This is a genomic window from Amycolatopsis rubida (genome assembly GCF_900115345.1).
Taxonomy (GTDB): domain Bacteria; phylum Actinomycetota; class Actinomycetes; order Mycobacteriales; family Pseudonocardiaceae; genus Amycolatopsis; species Amycolatopsis rubida.
On sequence record NZ_FOWC01000022.1, the window covers coordinates 12553 to 35491 of the forward strand.

Below are 22939 nucleotides of genomic sequence, written 5' to 3' on the forward strand. Positions count from 1 at the left end.
TCTCCCGCCCGCAACACGCACGCCGAATCGCGTTAACAATCGACGGCGCGTTCCGGTGATTACCCGCGAGTATCGGCGCGGATGTCCGAAGCGTGCGTCGCCGTCGGTGAAGGATCTCCGCGAGGCGGGTTACAGCTGCGGGATCTCCACCGTGTCCCGCGGCGCGCGCAGCAAAAGCAGCGACCGCGCCTCGACCGTGATCCGAGCCTTCGGCTCCAGCACGCCGGGGCCGGCCGGGGTGCCGTCGGCGGTGCTGGTGTCCAAAGTGGGCTTGAAGGTCTCTCCGTACTCCGGGCCGGGCAGCACGATCTCCGCCGGTTCGGCCCCCGCGTGCAGCACGAGCAGCCACGAGTGGTCGGTGACGAGCGCGCCCTCGCGATTGCGCGCCTGGCTGTTCGAGCCGTCGATCCACATGCAGAGCGTGCGGCGGTCCTCGTCGAACCAGTCGATCTCGTCGAATTCCTCGCCGTCCGGGCGGAACCAGACGAGGTCGGGCTTGCCGGTGACCGTGGTGCGGCCCTCGAAGAACTCCGGCTGCCGCAGCGCCGGGCTGTGCGCGCGCAGCCGGACCACGCGGCGGGCGAAGTCGAGCATCGGCTCGGACGCCTCGGTCGGGGTCCAGTCGATCCACGACGTTTCGTCGTCGAGACAGTAGGCGTTGTTGTTGCCGTGCTGGGTCCGCCACATCTCGTCGCCCGCGGTGAACATCGGGGTGCCGGTGGACAGCAGCAGCGTCGCGAACAGGTTGCGCGCCTGGCGGGTGCGCAGCGCGACGATCGCCGCGTCGTCGGTCTCGCCCTCCGCGCCGTGGTTCCACGAGCGGTTGTCGTTCGTGCCGTCGCGGTTGTCCTCGCCATTGGCCTCGTTGTGCTTTTCGTTGTAGGACACCAGGTCCCGCAGCGTGAAGCCGTCGTGGGCGGTGACGAAGTTGATCGACTGCCACGGCCGGCGCAGGTTGTGGTCGTACAGATCCGACGAGCCCGACAGCCGGTACGCGAGGTCGCGCACGCCGGTCGCGCCGCGCCAGAAGTCGCGGACGGTGTCGCGGTAGCGGCCGTTCCACTCGGCCCACTGCGCGCCGAAGTCGCCGACGCGGTAGCCCTCGCCGGTCGCGTCCCACGGTTCGGCGATCAGCTTGCAGCGCGACAGCACCGGGTCGGCGGTGATCGCGGTGAGCATCGTGGACTCGCGGTCGAACATCTCGCCGCGCGGGCGGCCGAGCGTGCTCGCCAGGTCGAAACGGAACCCGTCGACGCCCATCTCCTGCGTCCAGTACCGCAGCGAGTCGGTGACCAGCCGGACGACCGTCGGCGAACCAGCGTCGAGGGTGTTGCCGCAGCCGGTGAGGTCGGCCAGATGGCCGCGGCGGGTGTGCAGGTAGTACGCCGGGGCGTCGAGGCCGCGCAGCGAGAGCGTCGGGCCGTCCGGGCCGCCTTCGCAGGTGTGGTTGAACACGACGTCGAGCAGCACCTCGATCCCGGCCGCGTGCAGGGCCGCCACCATCGTGCGGAACTCCTCGACCTCGCGACCCGGCTCGCTCGCGTACCCGGCGTGCGGCGCGAAGTAGCCCAGCGGCGAGTAGCCCCAGTAGTTGTGCCGCCCCGAGCGGATCAGCGCGGGCTCGTCGGCGAACGCGTGCACCGGCAGCAGTTCGACGGTCGTCACGCCGAGCCGGGTCAGGTGCTCGATCACGACCGGGTGCGCGAGGCCGAGGTACGTGCCGCGCAGCGCTTCCGGGATGAACGGATGCTGCTGGGTGAACCCCTTCACGTGCAGTTCGCAGATCACCGATTCCTCGAACGGCACCTCGGGCTTGCTGCCGGTGTCCTGCCCGCCCGGCGAGGTGACCACCGACAGCGGCACCGCGCCCAGGGAGTCCACAGTGGACATCGGGCCGCGCTCGGGGTCGCCGGTGAAGCCCTGCGCGGCGTGCAGGCTGGCGAGCTTGCCGTCGATCCGGCGTGCGTACGGGTCGACGAGGAGCTTGGCCGGGTTGCAGCGGTAGCCGTGCGCCGGGTCGTACGGACCGTGCACGCGGTAGCCGTAGCGCTGACCGACCGTGACACCCGGGACGAGCCCGTGCCAGACGCCGAACGTGCGTTCCGTCAGCTCGATCCGTCGTTCGGAACCGTCGTCGCCGATGAGACACACCTCGACCGCCTCGGCGACGGCGGACGTCACCGCGAACCGGACGCCGCCCGCCTCCGGGTGGGCGCCGAGCGGAAACGGACGTCCGGCGAGGACCTGGTTGTCGGATGCGGGTCGCTGTGCCATGCGCCGATCTTTTCAAACCCGGGGCCGCGGCGGGCTCCGGCGCTTGGCTGAACTTGCCCGGAGCAGGGGTGGTGACCTGGGCCGATGGCAGCGCCAGCAGGGGTCGCGGGCCGGGCGTGCCCCTCGACCTCGGGATTCCGGACAGGTTTTGTCAGTGGAACCACGGCATGCTGGTCGGCGGGTACCGCACCCGGCTTACCGGCCTCACCAGGCAAGAAGCCGGGCCGCGCGAAGCCGCCCGGACCGTCGAGCCGCACGGTGTGGTGCTCCAGGCCCGTCACCGGTACCCGCCGAGGCGCTCACGACGCCGCCGCCGCGCCGCACCGGGTCGCGACCAGAACGAACGACTCCGCGGGCAGCGCCGTCGCACCCTCGCCGACCGCGGGATTGCCCCACGACGCCAGCACCTCCCCCGCCACCGGAACCTCGACCGGCTTCGCCCCGAAGTTGCACGCCAGCCGCAGTCCGCCCCGGTGCAGGACCAGCCACGCGTCGTCCGCCGCGGTCTCCACGACGACGCGGTCCAGCCGGGGGTCGGTCAGGTCCGGGTGTTCCCGGCGAAGGCGGATCAGCGTCCGGTACAGGCCGAGGATCTCGCGGTGGCCCGGTTTGCCCGGTTCGGTCCAGTCGAGCCGGGAGCGGGCGACGGTGGCCGGGTCCATCGGGTCCGGTACGTCCGTCTCGCCCCAGCCGTGCCGGGCGAACTCGCGGCGCCTGCCGGTCCGGACGGCCTCGGCCAGTTCGGGGTCCGGGAACGACGCGAAGAACTGCCACGGCGTCTCCGCGGCCCACTCCTCCCCCATGAACAGCATCGGCGTGAACGGCGAGCAGAACACCACCGCCGCGCCGCAGGCGAGCAGGCCGGGCGAAACGGTCGCGGACAGCCGGTCGCCGGTCGCGCGGTTGCCGATCTGGTCGTGGTCCTGCACGTAGGCCAGGAACCGGTGGCCGGGGGCGACGCGCCGGTCCAGCGGGCGGCCGTGGCCGCGGGAGCGGAACGACGACCAGGTCCCGGCGTGGAAGAACGCCTCCCGCAGGGTCTTGGCCAGCGCGCCGGGCTCGGCGAAATCGGTGTAGTAGCCGGTGGTTTCGCCGGTGAGCCGGACGTGCAGCGCGTGGTGCAGGTCGTCGGACCACTGCGCGTGCAGGCCGTAGCCGCCGGCGTCACGCGTGGTGACGAGCTTGGGGTCGTTCTGGTCGGACTCGGCGATCAGCGTCAGCGGACGGTTCAGAGCCGCCGACAGCGCGTCGACCTCGGCGGAGAGGTCCTCCAGCAGGTGCACGGCGCGGTTGTCGACCAGCGCGTGCACGGCGTCCAGGCGGAGGCCGTCGAAGTGGAAGTCGCGCAGCCAGCCCAGCGCGTTGTCGATGACGTAGCGGCGGACCTCGTCCGAACCCGGGCCGTCGAGGTTCAGCCCGGCGCCCCAGTCGGTGCGGCCGGCGAAGTACGGGCCGAACCGGTCGAGGTAGGCGCCGGACGGGCCGAGGTGGTTGTAGACGACGTCGAGCAGGACCGCGAGCCCGCGGGCATGACACGCGTCGACCAGGCGCTTCAGCCCGTCGGGACCGCCGTACGGTTCGTGCGCCGCGCCCCACAGGACGCCGTCGTAGCCCCAGCCCGCGGTGCCGTCGAAGGAGTTCACCGGCAGCAGTTCGACGTGCGTGACGCCGAGGTCGACCAGGTGCCCGAGCCGGTCGGCGACCGCGTCGAACGTGCCTGCCTCGGTGAAGGTGCCGACGTGCAGTTCGTAGACCACGCCGCCGGGCAGCTGCCGTCCGGTCCACGCCTGGTCGGTCCACGCGAAGGCGGAATGGTCGTAGACGCGTGATGCTTCGTGGACGCCGTTCGGCTGGCGCAGCGAGCGCGGGTCCGGCAGCGGGCGCGCGTCGTCGTCGAGCAGGAAGGCGTAGTCGGTGCCGGTCGCGTCTGACCGCCACCAGCCGCCGGCGGTGGGGGTCATGTCGTGGACGACGCCGTCGACCTGGATGCGGACGCGGTCGGCGGCGGGGGCCCAGACAGTAAAAGCTCGTGCGTGGTTGTCCCGGTGAGAACCGGCATCGCCACTCACGAGCGCACCAGCAAAGCCACCGGGTACCTCCGGAAAAGTTCGGCCGCCCGCGGGGTGTCGCCGACTCCGCGGCCGGTCAGCACGTCGGTCCATTCACCAGTGCGGAGCGGCAGGACGGTGTCGCGCCAGCCGCCCGCCCGTTCCAGTCCCAGCGGCAGCCGCGTGACCGCCGCGGTCAGGCCCTCGCCGCGTTCGAAGGCCAGAAGGTGTTCCGCGGCAACGCCTTCAGCCTGCAACGGCCGGTATCCGGTGAAGAGCTCCGGCCGGTCTCGGCGCAGGGTCAGCGCGCGGTGCACCACCAGCAGTTTCGCCGCGCCGGTCTCGTCGACCTCCGGCTGTTCACCAGCCCGGATCCGGTCGAGCAACGAGCGACGGACGGTGTAGTCGACCGCGCGGCGGTTGTCCGGATCGACGAGCGAGTAGTCCCACAGCTCGGTGCCCTGGTAGACGTCCGGCACACCGGGCCCGGCCAGCTGCAGCAGCTTCTGCCCCAGCGAATTCGCCCAGCCCGCGCCGCGCACCCGCTTGACGAAACGCTCGACATCCGCCGCCAAGTCGGCGTCGCCGAGCACTGCGGACGGCCACTCGGCGACCGCGCGTTCGAAGTCCTCGTCGTGCTCGGTCCAGGAGGTGCGGAGTTTCGCTTCCTTCGCGGCCTTGTCGAGGTAGTCGCGCAGCCGCTCCGGCGAGATCGGCCACGCGCCCACAAGCGTCTGCCAGGCCAGGAGATTCAGCGCTGGCTCGTCGATCCCGCGCGCGGCCGTCCAGCGGCGGACCGCGACGGCGAACTCGTCCGCGACCTCCGACAGCGCGGCCATCCGGGCGCGAGTGTCCTCCGACCGCTTCGTGTCGTGAGTGGTCAGCGTGGTCATCGTCGCCGGGGCCGCGGCCGCCCGGCCCGCGGCCAGCGGGTGGAATTCCCCGGTGCTCAGCCCGAATCGGTCCGGGTTGCCGCCGACCTCGTTCAGCGCGGCGAACCGGGTGAACCGGTAGAAGGTCGTGTCCTCGGTGCCCTTCGCGACGACCATGCCCGACGTCTGCTGGATCCGCGTCGCCAGCTCGCCCTCCGGCGCGCCGCGCACCTGGCTGTCGAGCGCTTCGAGCGCCGGGGCCAGCTCCGGCCGCCGCTTGCGTGCCCGCGCGACGGCGGTCGCCCAGTGGCCGGCTCCCTCGGGAAGGTAGGAGCGGTAGACCGGGAACGCGATCATCACCTCGGCGACGGCGGCGCGGGCCGCCTCGGCGTCCACGCCTGGGAGCAGCGCCGCGATCCGGTGCACCTCGGCGACCAGGATGCCGTCGGTCACCAGCCTCCGCGCGTTTTCCTCGACCGCGTGATAGTCGGTGCGCACGCCTTGTCCGGCGGCGAGCCGGGTGAACACCGACCCCGCCGCCGGATCCACGAACACACCGGTGATCTCGCGCAGCGCGTCGTATCCGGTGGTCCCGTCCACCGGCCAGCTCTGCGGCAGCGCCTCGCCCGGGTGCAGGATCTTCTCCGCCACCAGCCACGCCCCGGGCGCGCCCTCGCGGAGCCGCCGGAAGTAGCCGCCGGGGTCGGCGAGGCCGTCCGGATGGTCCACGCGCAGGCCGGTGACGTCGCCGTCGGACACCCAGCGCAGCACCTCGCCGTGCGTGTCGGCGAACACCTCCGGCCGCTCGACGGTGACCGCGGCCAGGGTGGTGATGTCGAAGAACCGCCGGTAGTTCAGCTCCCGGTTGCCGCGCCGCCAGCCGACCAGCTCGTAATGCTGGCGCGCGTGCACGTCGGCCGGTGCGCCGCCGCCGGTGCCGGGTGCGATCGGGAACCGGTGGTCGTAGTAGACGAGCTCGTCACCTTCGATGGCCAGCTCGTCGTTGTCGTTCCCGAGCACCGGAAGCAGCAGCCGGCCGCGGCTCCAGTCGATGTCGAAAAACGGCGCGTACGGCGAATCCCGGCCGTTCCGGAGAACGTCCCACCACCACTGGTTCGCTTTTGCGACCTCGACCGACATGTGGTTCGGCACGATGTCCACCACGAACCCGAGCCCGGCGTCCCTCAGCCGCGCCGCCAACGCCTTTCGCGCTTCTTCGCCGCCCAGTTCGCCCCGGGCGCGCGTCGGATCGGTGACGTCGTAACCGTGCGTGGACCCAGGCGTCGCGTCGAGCATCGGCGAGCCGTACAACGCGCCGACGCCCAGCTCGCGCAAGTACTCCACGATCGCGGCGGCGTCGGCGAAGCCGAACTCCGGCCGCAACTGCACCCGGTAGGTCGAGGACGGCGTGCTCATTCGCTTTCCTTCGCCGTGCGCTGCAGAACCACCAGCGAACGCGCGGCGAGCGTGAACTTGCCGCCGCCTTCGACCGGTTCGACGTCGCTGTGCCCGACCGCCCCGGTCTCGGTGTCCACCACGACTGTCCATTCGCGACCGTAGCCGTTGCCCGGCAGGGTCATCGCGATGTCCTCCCAGTGCGCGTTGAACGCGAGCAGGAACGAATCGTCGGACACCGGCATCCCGCGCGGGTCGAGGTCCGGGATCCCTTCCCCGTTCAGGAAAATCACCACGGACTTGCCGAACGCGTCGTCCCAGTTCTGCTCGGTCATCTCCTCGCCCGCCGGGGTGAACCAGGCGATGTCGCCCAGTTCCTCGCCCTTGCGCACCGGCTTGCCCTGGAAGAACCGGCGGCGGCGGAACACCGGATGCGCCTTGCGGAACTCGGCGAGCGCGGCGGTGAACCCGACCAGATCGGCGTTCTCCGCGGCGAGTTCCCAGTCCATCCAGGACAGTTCGGTGTCCTGGCAGTAGGCGTTGTTGTTGCCCTGCTGGGTGCGGCCGAGTTCGTCGCCGTGCAGCAGCATCGGCACGCCCTGCGACAGCAGCAGCGTGGCGAGCAGGTTCCGCCGCTGCCGGGCGCGCAGCGCGAGGACGTCTTCGTCGTCCGTCGGGCCCTCGACGCCGCAGTTCCACGACCGGTTGTCGTCCGCGCCGTCGCGGTTGTCCTCGCCGTTGGCCTCGTTGTGCTTTTCGTTGTAGGACACCAGGTCGGCGAGCGTGAAGCCGTCGTGCGCGGTGACGAAGTTGATCGACGCGAACGGGCGGCGGCCGTCGTCCTGGTAGAGATCCGACGAACCGGTGATCCGCGAAGCGAACTCGCCGAGGGTGGACGGTTCGCCGCGCCAGAAATCGCGCACGGTGTCGCGGTACTGCCCGTTCCATTCCGTCCACAGCGGCGGGAAGTTGCCGACCTGGTAGCCGCCCGGCCCGACGTCCCACGGTTCGGCGATCAGCTTCACCTGGCTCACGATCGGGTCCTGCTGCACGAGGTCGAAGAACGTCGACAGCCGGTCGACGTCGTAGAACTCGCGGGCCAGCGCGGAGGCGAGGTCGAACCGGAAGCCGTCCACGTGCATCTCGGTCACCCAGTACCGCAGCGAATCCATGATCAGCTGCAGCGTGTGCGGGCTGCGCACGTTGAGCGAGTTCCCGGTGCCGGTGTAGTCCATGTAGTACTGCGGATCGTCCTCGACCAGGCGGTAGTACGCCTCGTTGTCGATGCCGCGCATGGACAGCGTCGGGCCGAGGTGGTTGCCTTCGGCGGTGTGGTTGTAGACGACGTCGAGGATCACCTCGATGCCGGCCTCGTGCAGGGCGCGGACCATGCCCTTGAACTCCTGCACCTGCTCGCCGCGGCCCGGCATCGCGGCGTACCCGTCATGCGGCGCGAAGTACCCGATCGTGTTGTAACCCCAGTAGTTGCGCAGGCCTTTCTCGTCGAGGCCGTGGTCGGTGACGAACTGGTGCACCGGCATCAGCTCCACCGTGGTCACGCCGAGCTTCTGCAGGTGCTCGACCACCGCCGGGTGCGCCAGCCCGGCGTACGTGCCGCGCAGCCGCTCGGGCACGAACGGGTGCGTCATCGTCATGCCGCGCACGTGCGTCTCGTAAATGACGGTTTCGTGGTAGGGCACGCGCGGCGCGCGGTCGTTGGCCCAGTCGAAGAACGGGCTCACCACGAGCGAATACGGCACGTGCCCCGCCGAATCGTCCTCGTTGAGCTGTTCCGGGTCGTCGAAGCGGTAGCTGAACAGCGCCTCGGACCAGTCCACGCCGCGGGACAGCGCCTTGGCGTACGGGTCGATCAGCAGCTTGCTCGGGTTGCAGCGCTGCCCGCGGCTCGGGTCGTACGGCCCGTGCACGCGGAATCCGTACCGCTGCCCGGGGCCGACGCCGAGCAGGTAGCCGTGGTGGACGAAGCCGTCGACCTCTTCCAGCCGCGAGCGGGTTTCGTTGCCCTCGTCATCGAACAGGCAGAGATCGACGTGCTCGGCGACTTCGGAGAACAGCGCGAAGTTCGTCCCCACGCCGTCGTAGGTCGCGCCGAGCGGGTAGGGCTTTCCGGGCCAGGGCCGCACAGGGCTTCTCCTTGGGCATCGGTATTCGTTGTCCGGACGGGCTTTTCGGGTGTTCAGCGCAGCGGGCGGGCCGCGGCCAGCGGGGCGACCGCCGCCCGCACCCGCGGGTCGGCGAAGAACCCGTCGACGGTGACGGGAAGGGGGATGCGCCAGTTAGGGTACTCGTCCACAGTGCCCGGCAGATTCGGCTGGCGCCGTTCGCCGACGACGTCCGCCGGCGCGGTGAGCACCAGCCGCGACGCCGCCGAAGCGAGCAGAGTGTGCACGGCGACCACCAAGTCGTCGTCCGGAATTCCTTCGCTCGCAACCACTTCGAGCAACGCGCGGCGTTCGGCCGCCGCCTCGGCGTACTCCTGCTCCACCGGACGGTCGAGCTGGCCGAGCTCGGCGCGGACCCGGACGTGCTCGGCGGCGAACCAGCCGGACACGGTCGGCAGGTCGTGCGTCGAAATACTGGCCATCGCGTCCGGATCCCAGCGGTCCGGGCGGACGAACGGCTTGCCGGGCGCGTCCCAGTCGCGCTGGAACCACAGCACCGCGGAGCTGAGCAGGCCGCGCTCGTGCATGGTTTCGGTGACGGTGTCCTCGACGGTGCCGAGATCCTCCCCCACCACGACCGCGCCCGCGCGGTGCGCTTCCAGTGCGAGCACGCCGAGCATCGCATCGGCGTCGTAGTGCACGTACGTGCCGCGACCGGCCGGTTCGCCCGGCGGAATCCACCACAGCCGCCACATCCCGGCGACGTGGTCCACGCGGATGCCGTCGGCGTGCCGCAACACGCCGCGCACAACGTCGCGGAACGGCGCGTACCCGGCTTCGGCGAGCCGGTCCGGCCGCCACGGCGGCAGATTCCAGTCCTGGCCCTGCTGGTTGAACGCGTCCGGCGGCGCGCCGACCCGCACCTGCGCGGCGAAGACGTCCCGCAGCGCCCAGGTGTCCGCGCCGCCGGGATGCACGCCGACCGGCAGATCGTGCACGACGCCGACCGGCATGCCCGCCGCGCGCGCGGCGCGGCGGACGGCGTCGAGCTGCTCGTGGCAAAGCTGCTGAAGCCAGCCGTGGAACTCGATCCGCTCGGCCAGTTCCTCGCGCGCGGCGGCCGTCTCGGCACTGCCGGGATCGCGCAACGGCTCGGGCCACTCGCGCCAATCGCCGCCGTGCACCTCGGCGAGCGCGCCGAACGCGGCGAAATCGCGAAGGTCGTCGTCCAGTTCGACCGGGTGCGGATGGTACGGGCGCACTAGTTCCAGCGCGGCCCGTTTCGCGGTCCACACGGCGTCGTAGTCGATCAGTTCGCCGATCGGATCCGGCGCGAGCGCTCGCACCCGCCGCCGGGTGTCCTCGTCGGCGCGGGCGAACGCTTCGGTGTCGGTCACCCGCAGGTACAGCGGGTTCGCGAACCGGCGGCTGGAGGGCGAATACGGCGACCGTTCGACCGGATGCGCCGGGGCGGGCGCCTGTACCGGGTTGACGAGCAGCACGCCCGCGCCCAGTTCGGCGGCCGACCGGGACGCCATCTCGGCGAGGTCGCCGAAATCGCCCATCCCCCACGACCGCTCGGAATGCAGTGCGTACAGCTGGAGCATCCAGCCCCACGCGGGCGGCACGGCGGGCAGCCGGTCCGGGACGACGGCCAGCGAAACCCGTTGCTCCGCGGTCACGATCCGGTGCCAGCCGAGCGGAAGGTCAGCCGGAAGTGTGGCGCCGACGTCACGCGTTGTGCCGTCTTCGAGTTCGACGGTCGCGGTTTGGCCGAGTTCGCGTTCTTGCCCGGCGCGCACCACGACGGTCGGCGGCAGCACGTGCGCCGCGCCGGCTTCTCGCACCGCGGCCAATTCTCGCTGAATTGCCTGTGGAGTACCGGCGTCGACGTCCAACTGCGCCAATACCGCGATCACGACGTCGGGGTCTACCTGTACTTCGACTTGGTCGGCGTTTTCGTAGCGGGTGGCGACTCCGTGGGCGGCGGCCAGCTCGGCCAGTTCAGGGGTCACGTTTCGGTCCGGGGAAGGGGAATGCGCACCGGACCAGTGTCCCGGGCGGCGCCCCGCGGCGCCATTCGCCTCGCCGCCGCAGACGGGCGAAGCGGTGACCGGCCGGTCGGGGGGCGTGCCGGCCGGTCACCGCCACACGAAACGAGAGGGAAAGCCGCTCCGGGAATGACGCGCGGCGGCCGAGTTCACCCGTTCAGGCGCTTTTCGCGATTTCGCCGCGCAGGTCCATACCAATGGAGGTACTGGCGTCCGAAAGGGAGGCGGTCAGGTTCCGGTCAGCCGCCCGAGCTTCCCGGCGAGCCGGTCCAGCCAGGCTTCGACCTCGCCCGGCGAACGGTCCGGCAGCCCGAACACGACCTCGGTCACGCCCGCCGCCTCGAGCCTGGCCAGCCCTTCCGGATCCGGGCGCGGGCCGAGTGCGATCACCTCGGGCTCGCCCTCGCGGCCCTCCTCCCGCCAGATTTCGCGCAACTGCGCGACTTTCTCGGTGATGTCGCCTTCGCCCGGCGTAGTCAGCCAGCCGTCGCTGTGGCGCGCGATCCAGCGGAACGTGCGCTCCGTGCCGCCCGCGCCGACGACCACCGGCACCTTGGCCTGCACCGGCTTCGGCCACGCCCAGCTCGGCCCGAACTCCACGAACTCGCCCGCGTAGCTCGCCTCCTCCTCGGTCCACAGCGCGCGCATCGCCTCAAGGTACTCGCGCAACGCGGTGCGCCGCCGCTTCCCGGGCACGCCGTGGTCGGCGAGCTCGTCGGTGTTCCAGCCGAACCCGACGCCGAGCGTGACCCGGCCGCCGGAGAGGTGGTCCAGCGTCGCGACGGTCTTGGCCAGCGTGATCGGGTCGCTCTCCACCGGCAGCGCCACCGCGGTCGCCAGCCGGATCGTCGAGGTCACCGGCACCGCGCCGGCGAGGGCGACCCACGGGTCGAGCGTGCGCAGATAGCGGTCGTCGGGCAGCGAGGAGTCTCCGGTCCGGGGATGCGGGGCGTCCCGCCGGATCGGGATGTGGGTGTGCTCGGGCACGTAGAACGTCGCGAACCCGGCCTCTTCCGCGGCCTGCGCGGCCGCCGCCGGGGCGATGCCCCGGTCGCTGGTGAACAGCACGATCCCGTATCTCACCCCCGGCACGTTATTAGAACGTGTTTCAGTTTGCAACGGCCCGCCCGGTCGCGGATCGTTCCTGCGAAAACCCGGGCTTGACGGCGCCCCCGGCCGGGTACTCCACTGGTACTTGAGCGATCACCGGCCCGTCCTGCCCGAGGAGGGGATCATGCTGCCCCATCGCGACCGCAGCGCCCTGCGGAAGATCGAAGAGGAACTCGCCGCGAGCGACCCCGTGTTCGCCGCGACGCTGAGCCAAGGCGTGCCGCCGGTGCAGACCCGGCGATGGCAGAAGATCCTCGTGCTCGCCGAGGTCACCGCCGCGATGATGCTGGTCTTCGGCCTGATGGCCGGCGAAACCGGCTGGTTCCTGTGGGGCCTGCTCGCCGCGCCGCCGCTGGTCTGGGCGCATCGGACCGTGCTGCAGCGCCGCCGCGAGCGCGTGGCCGACGACCGGACGTGACGCTCAGCGTCGCGCAGCGCGCTCGAGCAGCGGAGTCAGCCGGTAGGGCACCATCTCGCGCATGACGAGCGCGTTGTTGGTGCGCTCGACGCCGGGGATTTCCAGGATTTCCCCGGCGATCCGGTACAGATCGTCCGCGTCCGTCGCCACCACCTGCACCAGAAGGTCCTGCGAGCCGGTCAACCCGCGCACCTGCAGCACTTCCGGGACAGCGGCGAGCGCGCGGCCGACCTCGTCCAGCAACCGCTGCCGCACCTGCACGGTCACGAACGCGGTGAGCGGGTAGCCGAGCGCGGCCGGGTCGATCCGGTGTTCGGCCGAGCGCAGCGCGTCGCCCTGTTCGAGCCGGGCGAGCCTGCTTTGCACGGTGTTGCGGGACAGGCCCAGTTCGTCGGCGAGCGCGACCGCGGTGGCGCGCGGGGTGCGGCCGAGCGCGAGCAGGATCCGGGCGTCGGTGGCGTCGAGCCGCTGAGAGCTGGGCATGCTGCGCAATCCTCTCCGCACCGTGCGGTGCTGACTTGGGCGTTCTGCGCAATGTCGAGTGCGCTTGTTGTGCACCCTACCCAGCTCTGCTGGACTGGCCTGAACTTTCCGCCCAAGAAAGGTCCGATCCGTCGTGAGCAGCGCCGCCCCCGAACGCCTTCCGGACAACGACACGGTGACCGTCCTGCGCGAGGTGCAGGACCGGGTGCTGTGGCTGTCGACCGCGATCATCGACCACGCCAACCGGGTGCGGCCCAACCCGACCGGGCTCAAGGTCGGCGGCCACCAGGCGTCCAGCGCCTCGATGGTGTCGATCATGACCGCGCTGTGGTTCGCCCGGCTGCGCGCGCGGGACCGGGTTTCGGTCAAGCCGCACGCCTCCCCCGTGCTGCACGCCATCAACTACCTGCTCGGGGATCTCGACGAGAAGTACCTGACGACGCTGCGCGAGTTCGGCGGCCTGCAGAGCTACCCGTCGCGCTCGAAGGACCCGGACCAGGTCGACTACTCCACCGGTTCGGTCGGCATCGGCGCGACCGCCCCGATCTGGGGTGCGCTGGCGCGCCGCTACGTCGAATCGCACGGCGGCGGCGCGGGCACCGGACGGCAGTACTCGCTGGTCGGCGACGCGGAACTGGACGAGGGCGCGTGCTGGGAAGCCGTCCTCGACCCGAATGTGGCCGAGCTGGGCGAGGTCGTGTGGATCGTCGACCTGAACCGGCAGTCGCTCGACCGCGTGGTCCCGAACATCGGCGCGACCCGGCTGCAGGGCATGTTCGAGGCGGCCGGCTGGCAGGTGCTGACCGTGAAGTACGGGCGGCTGCTGCAGGAACTGTTCGAACGGCCGGGCGGCGCGGCGCTGCGCCGGCGCATCGACGAGATGTCGAACCCGGAGTACCAGCGGCTGCTCCGCTGCACCCCGGCCCAGCTGCGCGAACGCCTGACGACGCCGGAACTGGCTCCGCTGCTCGACACCCTCGACGACGAAACGCTGCACGCCGCCATCCGCAACCTCGGCGGCCACGACCTGTCCGCGCTGCTGGACACCTTCGACGCCATCGACGACCACCGGCCGACTGTCGTTTTCGCCTACACTGTCAAGGGATTCGGCCTCGCCAGCGAAGGACATCCGCAGAACCACTCGTCGCTGCTGACCGCCGAGCAGCTGGGTTCGCTGGCCGAGCGCGTCGGAATCTCGCCGGAGAACCCGTGGCAGAAGTTCGCCGAGGGCTCCGCGGCCGCCCGGCTGTGCGCTTCGACCGCCGCCCGCCTGGAGCGGGAACCCGTTGAGCCGCACCCGGTTCCGGCCCTGCCTTCCGACATCGGCCGCACGCCGTCGGGCCGCACCACCACACAGGCCGCGCTCGGCCGCGCGCTGCTCGATCTGACCCGCGAGGCGCCCGAGGCCGCGGAACTCGTCGTGACGCTGTGCCCGGACGTCTCCTCCAGCACCAACCTCGGCGGCTGGGTCAACAAGGTCGGCGTCTGGTCGCCGCAGGAACGCGTCGACTGGTTCGCCGACGACCCGGAAACGATCCTGCACTGGCGCGAGCGGCCCAGCGGACAGCATCTGGAACTGGGCATCGCCGAGGTGAACCTGGTGAGCGCGCTCGGCGAACTGGGTACGACGTGGTCGCGCTGGGGCCGTCCGCTGCTCCCGATCGGGGTGCTCTACGACCCCTTCGTGGAGCGCGCGCTGGAACCGTGGTCGTTCGGCATCTACGGCGGCGGGCAGTCCATTTTGGTCGGTACGCCCTCCGGTGTGACGCTCGCGCCCGAGGGCGGTGCGCACCAGTCGGTGACCACGCCGTCGGTCGGGCTGGAACAGCCGGGTTGCGTGACGTACGAGCCCGCGTTCGCTTTGGACGTCGAGTGGACCCTGCTGGCTTCGCTTTCGCGGCTCGGCCGCCCTGACGGAACTTCCGCTTACCTGCGCCTGTCGACCCGCCCCGTGGACCAGAGCCTCGCCGCGGTGCCGTCCGATCCGGCCGCGCGGGAACGCCGCCGCCGCCAGGTCGTCGCGGGCGCGTACCCGATCCGCACCGCCGCGGTGGCGCGCCCGGACGTCACGCTGGTGACGATGGGCGCGATGGTCACCGAGGCGCTGGAAGCCGCCGACCGGCTGGACGCGCTGGGCAAGCACGCCGACGTCGTGTGCGTGACGAGCCCTGGCCTCCTGTTCCGCGCCGGGCAAGCGCGGGCCGGGCAGGAAACGGCCGACACGTGGATCCTGGAGTCGGCACTGCCGTCCGAACGGTCCGCGCCGATGGTGACTGTTCTCGACGGGCACCCGCACACGCTGGCGTTCCTGGCGAACGTCCACCGCGTGCGGGCGGCACACCTCGGCGTGACGCGGTTCGGGCAGTCGGGCGACCTGGAGAGCGTGTACCGGCACCACGGCATCGACACGGACAGCATCATCCAGGCCGCGCTGGACGTGGCCGACTGAGCACGGCTGGTCCGGATCGGCCGGTCAGCCGCCGATCCGGACCAGCGAGCGGGCGCCTTCCCCGCGCCGCATCCGGTCGAACGCTTCGCCGACCTCGTCGAGCGAAATCCGGTGCGTCACCAGGGTTTCCAGGTCCAGCGCGCCCGACCGGACCTCATCGGCGAGCACCGGGATGTCGCGATCCGGGTCGGAAGCGCCGTAGACCGTACTGGTGAGCGTGCGGGCGAAGTGGAAGATCTCCAGCGGGTTCAGCACGACCTGCTGGTCCTTCCGCCCGACCCCGACCACCGTGCAATGCCCGCCGCGGCGCACCGAACTCCACGCGGCGCGGATCGTGGCCGCCGCGCCGACGCATTCGAAGGCGTGGTCCGCGCCGCGCCCCTCGGTCAGCCCGCGCACCTGCTTGGCGAGTTTGTCGTCGCTCACCAGGAAATCCGTCGCACCGGCCGCGCGGGCGAGCGCTTCCTTCTCCGGCGACAGATCGGCCGCGACGATCTGCCCGGCGCCCGCGAGCTTCGCCCCGAGCACCACGCACAACCCGATCCCGCCCAGGCCGAGCACGAACACGCTCTGTCCTTTTCGGACCTTCGCGGTGTTGCGCACCGCGCCGACCCCGGTGAGCACCGCGCAGCCCATCAGCGCGGCCAGATCGAGCGGCACGCCGTCCGGCAGCGGCACGACGGAGTGCCCCGGCAGCACGGTTTCCTCCGCGAACCCGCCGACACCGAGCAGAACGTTGAGCGGCTGCCCGTCCAGCTCCCCGCGCGGCACCGTGGTGACGCCCTCGATCGCCGAACACAACCACGGTTCCCCGGCCCGGCAGAACCAGCATTCCCGGCACGCGGCGGCCCAGTTCAGCACCACCCGGTCGCCCGGCCGCACATGCGTGACCTCGCTGCCGGCCTCCGCCACGACGCCGGACGCCTCGTGTCCCGGCACGAACGGGTACTGCGGACGCAGCGTTCCGTCCACCATGGACAGATCGGAATGGCACACCCCGGCGGCCGCGACCCGCACCCGCACGTCCGCGGGCCCGACCGGCGGCAGCACGATGTCGCGGACTTCCGGACACCCGCCGTGCTCGCGCACGACCACGGCTTTGACCACGGTGTCTTCTCCTTCGGATCGTGCTAGAGCTGGATGGACTTGAGTTCGGTGAACTCGTCGAGCGCGGCCCGGCCCATCTCGCGGCCGAGCCCGGACTGCTTGTAGCCGCCGAACGGGGCCAGCGGGTTGAAGGCCCCGCCGTTCACGTCGATCTGCCCGGTCCGGACCTTGCGCGCGAAGGCCAGCGCCCGGTCCTGGTCGGCCGACCACACCGCGCCGTGCAGGCCGTAGCGGGAGTTGTTGGCGATCCGGAGCGCGTCGTCCTCGTCGTCGAACGGGATGATCGACAGCACCGGGCCGAAGATCTCCTCCTGCGCGATCGTCGAATCCGGGTCGACGCCCGCGAAAACTGTCGGTGCGACGAAGTAGCCTGTGTCCGCAGGAGCTTCGCTGCCGCCGGTCACCAGAGTCGCGCCCTCGGCAATGCCCTTTTCGATGTAACCGCGCACGCGGTCGCGCTGCGCTGCGCTCACCAGCGGGCCGAGCTTTGTCTTGGGATCCAGCGGATCGCCCGTCGCGAACCCTTCGGCGAACGTCTTCGCGAGCGCCGCCGCTTCGTCGTGCTTCTCGCGCGGGACGAGCATGCGCGTCCACGCCGTGCAGGTCTGGCCGCCGTTGAGGAAAGCGTTGGAGACGCCGACCTTGACCGCCGTCGCCAGGTCCGCGTCGTCGAGGATCACGTTGGCGGACTTGCCGCCCAGCTCCAGCGTGACGCGCTTGACCGTGCGCGCCGCCAGCTCCGCGACCCGGGTGCCGGCGCGCACCGAACCGGTGAACGACACGACGTCGACCTCCGGATGCGTCGCCAGCGCCTCGCCGGCCTCCGGCCCGTAACCGGTCACCAGATTGACCACACCAGGCGGAAAACCGGCCTCGTGGATCACGTCGAACAGCTGGTAGGCGCTCAACGGCGCGACCTCGCTGGGCTTCACCACGACCGTGCAGCCCGCCGCCAGCGCGGGCGCGATCTTGCAGGTGATCTGGTGCAGCGGGTAGTTCCACGGCGTGATCGCCGCGACCACGCCCGCCGGTTCGCGCACGACCAGCGAGTTGCCGACCTTCTCCTCCGGCTCGTCCTGACCGAGCAGATCGACGTACGTCCGCACGTCGGTCTGCGGCAGCGCGGCCTGGATCCGGGTCGCGATCCGCAACGGCGTCCCGACGTCCTTCGCGATCGTCTCGCCGATCTCTTCCGCCCGTCCGGCAAGACCGTCGTGCAGCTTCCGCAGCAGTTCGCGGCGATCGGCGCGGCTGGTGGCCGCCCACGCCGGAAACGCCGCGCGCGCCGCCCGGACCGCCCGGTCCACGTCAGCGGCCGTGCCCTCCGGAATGTGCGCCTGGATCTGCTCGGTGGCCGGATTCTCCACCGGGATCGAGGCTTCGCCCTCCGAACGGACCCATTCGCCGCCGATGTACAGCACGTCGCGCTCAGCCACCGAGTCTCCTTCGACCTAGGTTCTCTCCCTCGGCCGGATTCTATAGAAAACGCTCCGGCTGTCTAGTGCGCGGCGAGCACGCCCTGCGCCGCGAGGAAGTCGACCAGCAGGTCCCCCGCCTCGCGGATGTGCGCCGCCATCGCTTCCCGCGCCGCCTCCGGCTTGCGCTCGTTCAACGCGGCAAGCACCCGATCGTGGTCGTCTCGCGCCAGCAGCGGCCAGCCGCGAATGTCCGCGTACGCCGAGAACGGCACATACCGGAGGGTCAGCGACAGCATCCACGTGAGCTTCGGCGCGGCGGCCGCGTGATTGACCATGCGGTGCAACGCGAAATCGGCCCGCTCGGTCGCGTCGAGGTCGCCCTCGCGCACGGTTTTCCCGATCTCGCGCTGAAGGTCGTCCAGCCGCGCCAGCCCCGCCGGATCGAACGCTTCCGCCGCCCGCGCGGCCAGCTCGCCGGAGACGTAGGCCTGCATCGCGTAGACGTCGACGACGTCCCGGCGCGTCACCGGGATCACCCGGAATCCGCGTCCTGGACGGAAATCCACCATGCCCTCGCCCGCGAGCGCCATCAACGCCTCGCGGACCGGGGTCGCGCTGACGCCGAGCCGCTCCGCCAGATGCTCGGTGCGCAGCCGCTCGCCGCCGCGGACCGCGCCGGTCAGGATCAGGTCGCGCACCTGTTTGGCGACCCGCGGACTCAGCCGTTCGCGCGCTTCTCCGGCCACTGTCACGAAAACTCCCCGCCAGCGTTGGGTTTCCCGCTATCGTAGCCTTTCTCAGCCAGTGTGACTCCCGTCACTTTTCGCGCCGGGGAGAACCCGCGGCGGGGGTCACGGCGACTACCTGGACGAACCCGGTGCCCGGGTGAACCGCAAGTGTCCTCAATGGACACATCGAGGGAGGGAAACCGAATGTCAGTGAAGTCTTCGATCCTGCGCCACGGCCGCCTTGCCGCAGGCACGGCACTAGCCGCGGCCGTCATCGCAGGCGGCACGATCGGCGTCGCGGCCGCGTCGACCGGCGATCATCCGGCGGCACCCGCCGTCGCCGCCCAGCCGCCCGCCGCCGAACAGCCCCCCGAGGGCGCCCGCGCGACGGTGAAGGTCGACCCGAACCCCGCCGCCCCCGGCGGAGAAGTCACGATCACCGGCGACTGCGGCGGAGGAACGGGCCTGAAGAAGGTGATCGGCGGCTACCCCGGTCACGAGATCCTCAAGGACCTCAAGATCGTCGACGCGAACCCGGAGGCCTTCAAGGCCACCGCGAAACTGACCACGAAGATCGGCGACGGAGTAGGCCCGGTGCTGGTCGACTGCGGCGGAGAAGCAGGCGTGACCCTGCTGGTGACCCACACCCCGCCAGCGGGTGAGTGACCATGACGATCCGCGGCACTCGGGTGACCGGCTTCGGTCCGGAGGTGGGGGTGACCGGCTTCGGTTCGGAGGTGGCGTCGCCTAGGCAGGCGCTCGACTTCGCCGGAGCGGAGCGGTGCGCGCGCTGTTGCCGGTTCGGTCGGTGGCCAACGCCCGGACCGGCGACAGCCGCCGACTCGACGCAGATCACCGCTGCCCGGAGACGGCACCACCGAGTCGGCCACGGCTCAGCACTGCCCATGGGCGACTCGCCCCGGCGACGTCACCGGCCGAGCCGATCAGGTGCCCGCCTCCGTCCGAAAGCGACCTCGTCGGCCCGGCAATCCGCCCACCAACGCGGACGACCGGGACTTGGCCCGGAAAGCTGGCTCGGGCTGGCGGCGCACCAGCCCGAGCAAGCTTTCCGGAGCTGACCGCGGTCGCACCACAGACGCGGACGGTCGCGGGCTCGGCTAGGCGGCCGTCGCGCAGGCTGCCTGCGCGGCAGGCAGGTGACCGGCCAGTCCCCCAGGCTGGCCGGTCACGCCTCCGCCGCCGATGCGGCAGCCGTGAGCCGGGAGCGGACACCCGATGCCACTGCCGGATGGCAGGACGCGCACATCCCCTCCCGCGACCCGGACGCCGCTGCCGTAAGTCGCGAAGCGCGCATCACCCCGGCCACCCGACACCGCCGCCACCAGACCCAAAGCACACACCACCCCCACCACCCGACACCGCCGCCACCAGACCCAAAGCACACACCACCCCCACCACCCGACACCGCCGCCACAAATCGCAAAGCACACGTCACCCCGGCCACCCCAGACACCGCCGCCACAAATCGCGAAGCACACGTCACCCCGGCCACCCCAGACACCGCCGCCATGACTCATGACCCGGACGCCACTCCCCGCCGCGCCCGCCGACCACCCGCGGACCCTCCCCGCGAGAGCGGAAAATCTCGGCCGCCCCGACCCGAATCCCCCTGCTGTGAGCGGATGTGCGAGCGCTGTGAGGTTGCTGTGCATCCGCCCGCACGGGATGCCTGCCGGGCGTCGGCGTGGTCATCTTGAAGTGTGCGAGTCAACGTTTCCCGGACAGCGCTGATCGTCTGCGCGGCGGCCGCGATCGTCGCGACCGGCGGTGCCAACGCCGTCGTCGGCACCGCTGACGTCACCGCTCCGGCCGTCCAGCCGAGCGGCACCGGCACTCCGGCCGTCTCGACCGGCGGCGATTCCCGCAGCGCCGGAACGAACACCTCGTCCAGCAGCACCCCGGCGGCCGCGACAGCCAGCCCGGCGGTCGGCGCGTTGTTCTCCGGCGGCAACCACTTCTGCTCGGCCAGCGTGGTGCACAGCCCGGCCGGCGACCTGCTCCTGACCGCCGCGCACTGCATCGGCGGCGACGTCTCCGGCGTCACTTTCAAGCCCGGCTACCACGACGGCATCGCCCCGTACGGCACCTGGCAGGTCACCGCCGCGATCACCGCCGACGGGTGGAAGTCCTCGTCCGACCAGGACCTCGACTTCGCGTTCCTGAAGGTCGCCCAGCCCGGTTCCGCGAGCCTCGAAAGCCGCACCGGAGCCAACCAGCTCGGCACGAACCAAGGCTTCTCGCACACGATCACCCTCACCGGCTACCCCGACGGCACCGAACAACCCGTCGTCTGCACGGGCACCACCACCCAGTCCGGCACCTACCAGCAACGCGTCGCCTGCCCCGGCTTCCCCGACGGCACCAGCGGCGGCCCCTGGGTCGTCAACCAGGACCCGAACACCGGAACCGGCACCGTCATCGGCGCCATCGGCGGATACCAGACCGGCGGCGCCACCCCGGACGTCTCCTACAGCGCCTATTTCGACGACGACATCGCCCGCCTCTACAGCTCTGCCATCAGCTGAACCCCAGCCGTGCACGGATGCGGCGACGGTCCTTTCTCCCCATGCCCGGTCAAACTCGGCCCGGACGGGCTGCTGCCGCGCAGAGATCCGCCGAACGGTCCGGCTCCGCAGCGCACGCTCGCCTCGACGGCCCGCAGTTCCTGCGTAGGCTCCCGACGACGGGAACTGTCGGCTGGTGCGGGGAGGACAGTGGTGAGTTCCGGATCGGGGATGTCGGCGGAGGACTTCGACAACTGGTACTCGGACATGCAGGACAGCGTCGCCCAAGACGCCATCCACCAGCGGCATCTGGGGCTGCCGCCGCGGCTGCTGTCGAGCAGCCTGCTCACCTGGGACGGCATCGCGGAAGTCGTCGAGGCGTTGCGGATCGAGCCGGGAAACCGGCTGCTGGATCTGGCCTGCGGGCGCGGCGGGTACGGCCTTGAGATCGCTTCCCGGACCGGTGCACAGCTGATCGGAGTCGACTTCGCCCGCGCGGCGCTCGGCCAGGCCCGGGCCCTGGCTCGGCACTTCGATTCGGTGGACGCCGAGTTCATCCTGGGCGACCTGGCCGGCACGACCCTGGCGTCCGGGTCGGTTGACGCGGTCGCCTGCGTCGACGCGATCCAGTTCCAGCCGACCGCCGCGTCGTTCGGGGAGATCCGCCGGGTGCTCCGTCCGGGCGGACGCGTCGCACTCACGACGTGGGAGGCCGCTGATCCCGCGGACGAGCGCGTCCCGGCACGGATCCGGGCGGTCGACACCGAAGGCGGGCTCGCCGGCGCGGGCTTCACGAACGTGGTCGTCCGGGAACGTCCGCAGTGGCGGGCTGCCGAGCGTGCGATGTGGGAGGAGGCTGCGGCGCTCGACCCGGGCGAGGATCCCGCTCTCCAGTCCCTGCACGACGAGGCTCTCCGGGTGCTGCCTGCCTTCGATGCGATGCGCAGAGTCCTCGCCACGGCAGCCGCGGCCGGCTGACGCGCACAGGCTGCGGTCCCGCCGAACGGAGCCCGTGCTGGCCAAGCAACAATTTCCCCGCCGCCGCGCCGGGATGCCCAGCCCGCCGGTCAGCTGGAGCCAGGCGGCGCGGCCGGAGCCTGATGCAGCGAGAGATTCTGCCCCGCTTTCTCGTCCGCAGCCCACGCACCGGCCTGCGCGGTCCACGTCTGCCCGGCGAAACTCACCCGGTCCACCCCCAGCTTCGCCGCTCGTGCCACCAGCCAGCTAGCGATCCGCCAGCCCTCCGCGGCCGGGTGGGCTCCGCTCAGCCGCGCCGTGCCGAGTTCGGCGTTCGCGACTGTCACCAGGTTCGCGGGCGGGTTCAGGGTCAGGTTCCGGCAGGTCAACGCCGCGGGGTGCTGGCCCGTCAGCGCTCCGGTCAGAGCGGTGGCTTCTTCTTCCCACTGCGCGTACGCGTCGGGGGCGCCGGAACGCTGCACCGCCTGTGCCGCTTCGGTGATCGGAATCGTCTGCCAGTTGTCGAGTTTCGCGAGTTTCTTGTAGAACTCCGTCGCCGAGTAGACCGGGTCCTGGAGCTGGTCGGGAGTGCCCCAGCCTTGGCTCGGACGCTGCTGGAACAGGCCGATCGAATCCCGGTCGCCGCCGCTGAGGTTGCGGAGTTTCGATTCCTGCAAGGCGGTCGCGAGGGCGACCGTGACCGCGTGCGAGGGCAGCCCCTGCTTGATCCCGACGGCCGCGATGATCGCGGCGTTGTTCATGGGTTCCGGTTGCAGCGTGTACTGCGGCGCGGAGGCGTCGTTCGGCCCCTTCGGCAGCGCGACAGTGCAGCCGGGGGTCTTCACCTCGTCACTGCTCGAAAACATGACCACCACGACGACCACCGCCGCGAGCGCCACGACGACCGCCAGGATCGCCGCTCGCACGCCACACCCGCGCACCCGTGCCCGCCCTTCCCCACTGCCCGCTTCGAGTGAACAG

Annotated in this window: 16 protein-coding genes; 5 read left to right on the forward strand and 11 right to left on the reverse strand. The window is 71.2% G+C overall.

The window, feature by feature from the left end; all coding sequences use genetic code 11:
* Positions 1 to 129: 129 nt before the first annotated feature.
* From glgX (BM362_RS42595) to BM362_RS42620, 6 genes are all read right to left on the reverse strand, one after another.
* Entirely contained in the window at positions 130 to 2274 is a 2145-nt protein-coding gene (gene glgX / locus BM362_RS42595) for a glycogen debranching protein GlgX (RefSeq protein WP_067589087.1), read from the reverse strand.
* Positions 2275 to 2573: 299 nt separating this feature from the next.
* Positions 2574 to 4343 (reverse strand): malto-oligosyltrehalose trehalohydrolase, encoded by a 1770-nt coding sequence (gene treZ, locus BM362_RS42600; RefSeq protein WP_093576996.1) that lies wholly within the window; start codon positions 4341 to 4343, stop codon positions 2574 to 2576.
* On the reverse strand, positions 4340 to 6610 hold the full coding sequence (gene treY, locus BM362_RS42605; RefSeq protein ID WP_093576997.1) for a malto-oligosyltrehalose synthase: 2271 nt from the start codon (positions 6608 to 6610) through the stop codon (positions 4340 to 4342). The genes treZ and treY overlap by 4 nt, the downstream gene beginning before the upstream one ends.
* Positions 6607 to 8733 carry a glycogen debranching protein GlgX gene (gene glgX / locus BM362_RS42610; RefSeq protein WP_067589078.1) on the reverse strand — a complete coding sequence of 709 codons (2127 nt, stop codon included), beginning with the start codon at positions 8731 to 8733 and terminating at the stop codon, positions 6607 to 6609. Before glgX (BM362_RS42610) ends, treY begins: the two co-directional genes overlap by 4 nt.
* A gap of 53 nt (positions 8734 to 8786) precedes the next feature.
* Complete coding sequence (malQ, locus tag BM362_RS42615) at positions 8787 to 10727, reverse strand: 4-alpha-glucanotransferase (RefSeq protein WP_093576998.1); 1941 nt, start codon at positions 10725 to 10727, stop codon at positions 8787 to 8789.
* Positions 10728 to 10991: 264 nt separating this feature from the next.
* Complete coding sequence (locus BM362_RS42620; protein WP_093576999.1) at positions 10992 to 11846, reverse strand: LLM class F420-dependent oxidoreductase; 855 nt, start codon at positions 11844 to 11846, stop codon at positions 10992 to 10994.
* 151 nt (positions 11847 to 11997) lie between these two features.
* On the opposite strand from BM362_RS42620, the gene BM362_RS48025 reads away from it, so the two are divergent.
* Positions 11998 to 12291, forward strand: coding sequence for a DUF3040 domain-containing protein (locus BM362_RS48025; protein ID WP_067589070.1), 294 nt, complete (start codon positions 11998 to 12000; stop codon positions 12289 to 12291).
* Between the two features lie 3 nt (positions 12292 to 12294).
* On the opposite strand, the gene BM362_RS42630 is transcribed toward BM362_RS48025, so the two are convergent.
* The gene (locus tag BM362_RS42630; RefSeq protein ID WP_067589068.1) at positions 12295 to 12774 is read right to left on the reverse strand and encodes an Lrp/AsnC family transcriptional regulator; all 480 of its coding nucleotides are present in this window, start codon (positions 12772 to 12774) and stop codon (positions 12295 to 12297) included.
* A 133-nt stretch (positions 12775 to 12907) separates the two neighbouring features.
* On the opposite strand from BM362_RS42630, the gene BM362_RS42635 reads away from it, so the two are divergent.
* Positions 12908 to 15223, forward strand: a complete 2316-nt coding sequence (locus BM362_RS42635) for a transketolase-like TK C-terminal-containing protein (RefSeq protein WP_067589066.1) — start codon at positions 12908 to 12910, stop codon at positions 15221 to 15223.
* 24 nt (positions 15224 to 15247) lie between these two features.
* Here BM362_RS42635 and BM362_RS42640 read toward each other — a convergent pair whose 3' ends face one another.
* From BM362_RS42640 to BM362_RS42650, 3 genes are all read right to left on the reverse strand, one after another.
* A complete protein-coding gene (locus tag BM362_RS42640; RefSeq protein ID WP_093577001.1) occupies positions 15248 to 16330 on the reverse strand; it encodes a Zn-dependent alcohol dehydrogenase in 1083 nt (360 codons plus the stop codon).
* Positions 16331 to 16353: 23 nt separating this feature from the next.
* A complete protein-coding gene (locus BM362_RS42645; RefSeq protein WP_067589062.1) occupies positions 16354 to 17766 on the reverse strand; it encodes an aldehyde dehydrogenase family protein in 1413 nt (470 codons plus the stop codon).
* Between the two features lie 62 nt (positions 17767 to 17828).
* Entirely contained in the window at positions 17829 to 18500 is a 672-nt protein-coding gene (locus tag BM362_RS42650; RefSeq protein ID WP_093577002.1) for a GntR family transcriptional regulator, read from the reverse strand.
* Positions 18501 to 18680: 180 nt separating this feature from the next.
* Here BM362_RS42650 and BM362_RS42655 point away from each other — a divergent pair, with 180 nt between their 5' ends.
* The 3 genes from BM362_RS42655 (at position 18681) to BM362_RS42665 (ending at position 21979) form a co-directional block, all read left to right on the forward strand.
* Positions 18681 to 19142 (forward strand): hypothetical protein, encoded by a 462-nt coding sequence (locus BM362_RS42655; RefSeq protein ID WP_067589058.1) that lies wholly within the window; start codon positions 18681 to 18683, stop codon positions 19140 to 19142.
* Positions 19143 to 20197: 1055 nt separating this feature from the next.
* Positions 20198 to 21022 carry a trypsin-like serine peptidase gene (locus tag BM362_RS42660; protein ID WP_167545653.1) on the forward strand — a complete coding sequence of 275 codons (825 nt, stop codon included), beginning with the start codon at positions 20198 to 20200 and terminating at the stop codon, positions 21020 to 21022.
* 192 nt (positions 21023 to 21214) lie between these two features.
* Positions 21215 to 21979 carry a class I SAM-dependent methyltransferase gene (locus tag BM362_RS42665; RefSeq protein ID WP_143132631.1) on the forward strand — a complete coding sequence of 255 codons (765 nt, stop codon included), beginning with the start codon at positions 21215 to 21217 and terminating at the stop codon, positions 21977 to 21979.
* 89 nt (positions 21980 to 22068) lie between these two features.
* Here the strand turns inward: BM362_RS42665 and BM362_RS42670 are convergent, their stop codons facing one another.
* On the reverse strand, positions 22069 to 22884 hold the full coding sequence (locus BM362_RS42670) for a hypothetical protein (RefSeq protein ID WP_093577005.1): 816 nt from the start codon (positions 22882 to 22884) through the stop codon (positions 22069 to 22071).
* Positions 22885 to 22939 lie beyond the last annotated feature (55 nt).

What these genes read in the sequence shown, in the direction of transcription:
- glgX (WP_067589087.1), bottom strand. Translation starts at nt 2,274, where the DNA reads ATGGCACAGCGACCCGCATCCGACAACCAGGTCCTCGCCGGACGTCCG.
- treY (WP_093576997.1), bottom strand. Translation starts at nt 6,610, where the DNA reads ATGAGCACGCCGTCCTCGACCTACCGGGTGCAGTTGCGGCCGGAGTTC.
- BM362_RS48025 (WP_067589070.1), top strand. Translation starts at nt 11,998, where the DNA reads ATGCTGCCCCATCGCGACCGCAGCGCCCTGCGGAAGATCGAAGAGGAA.
- BM362_RS42630 (WP_067589068.1), bottom strand. Translation starts at nt 12,774, where the DNA reads ATGCCCAGCTCTCAGCGGCTCGACGCCACCGACGCCCGGATCCTGCTC.
- BM362_RS42655 (WP_067589058.1), top strand. Translation starts at nt 18,681, where the DNA reads ATGTCAGTGAAGTCTTCGATCCTGCGCCACGGCCGCCTTGCCGCAGGC.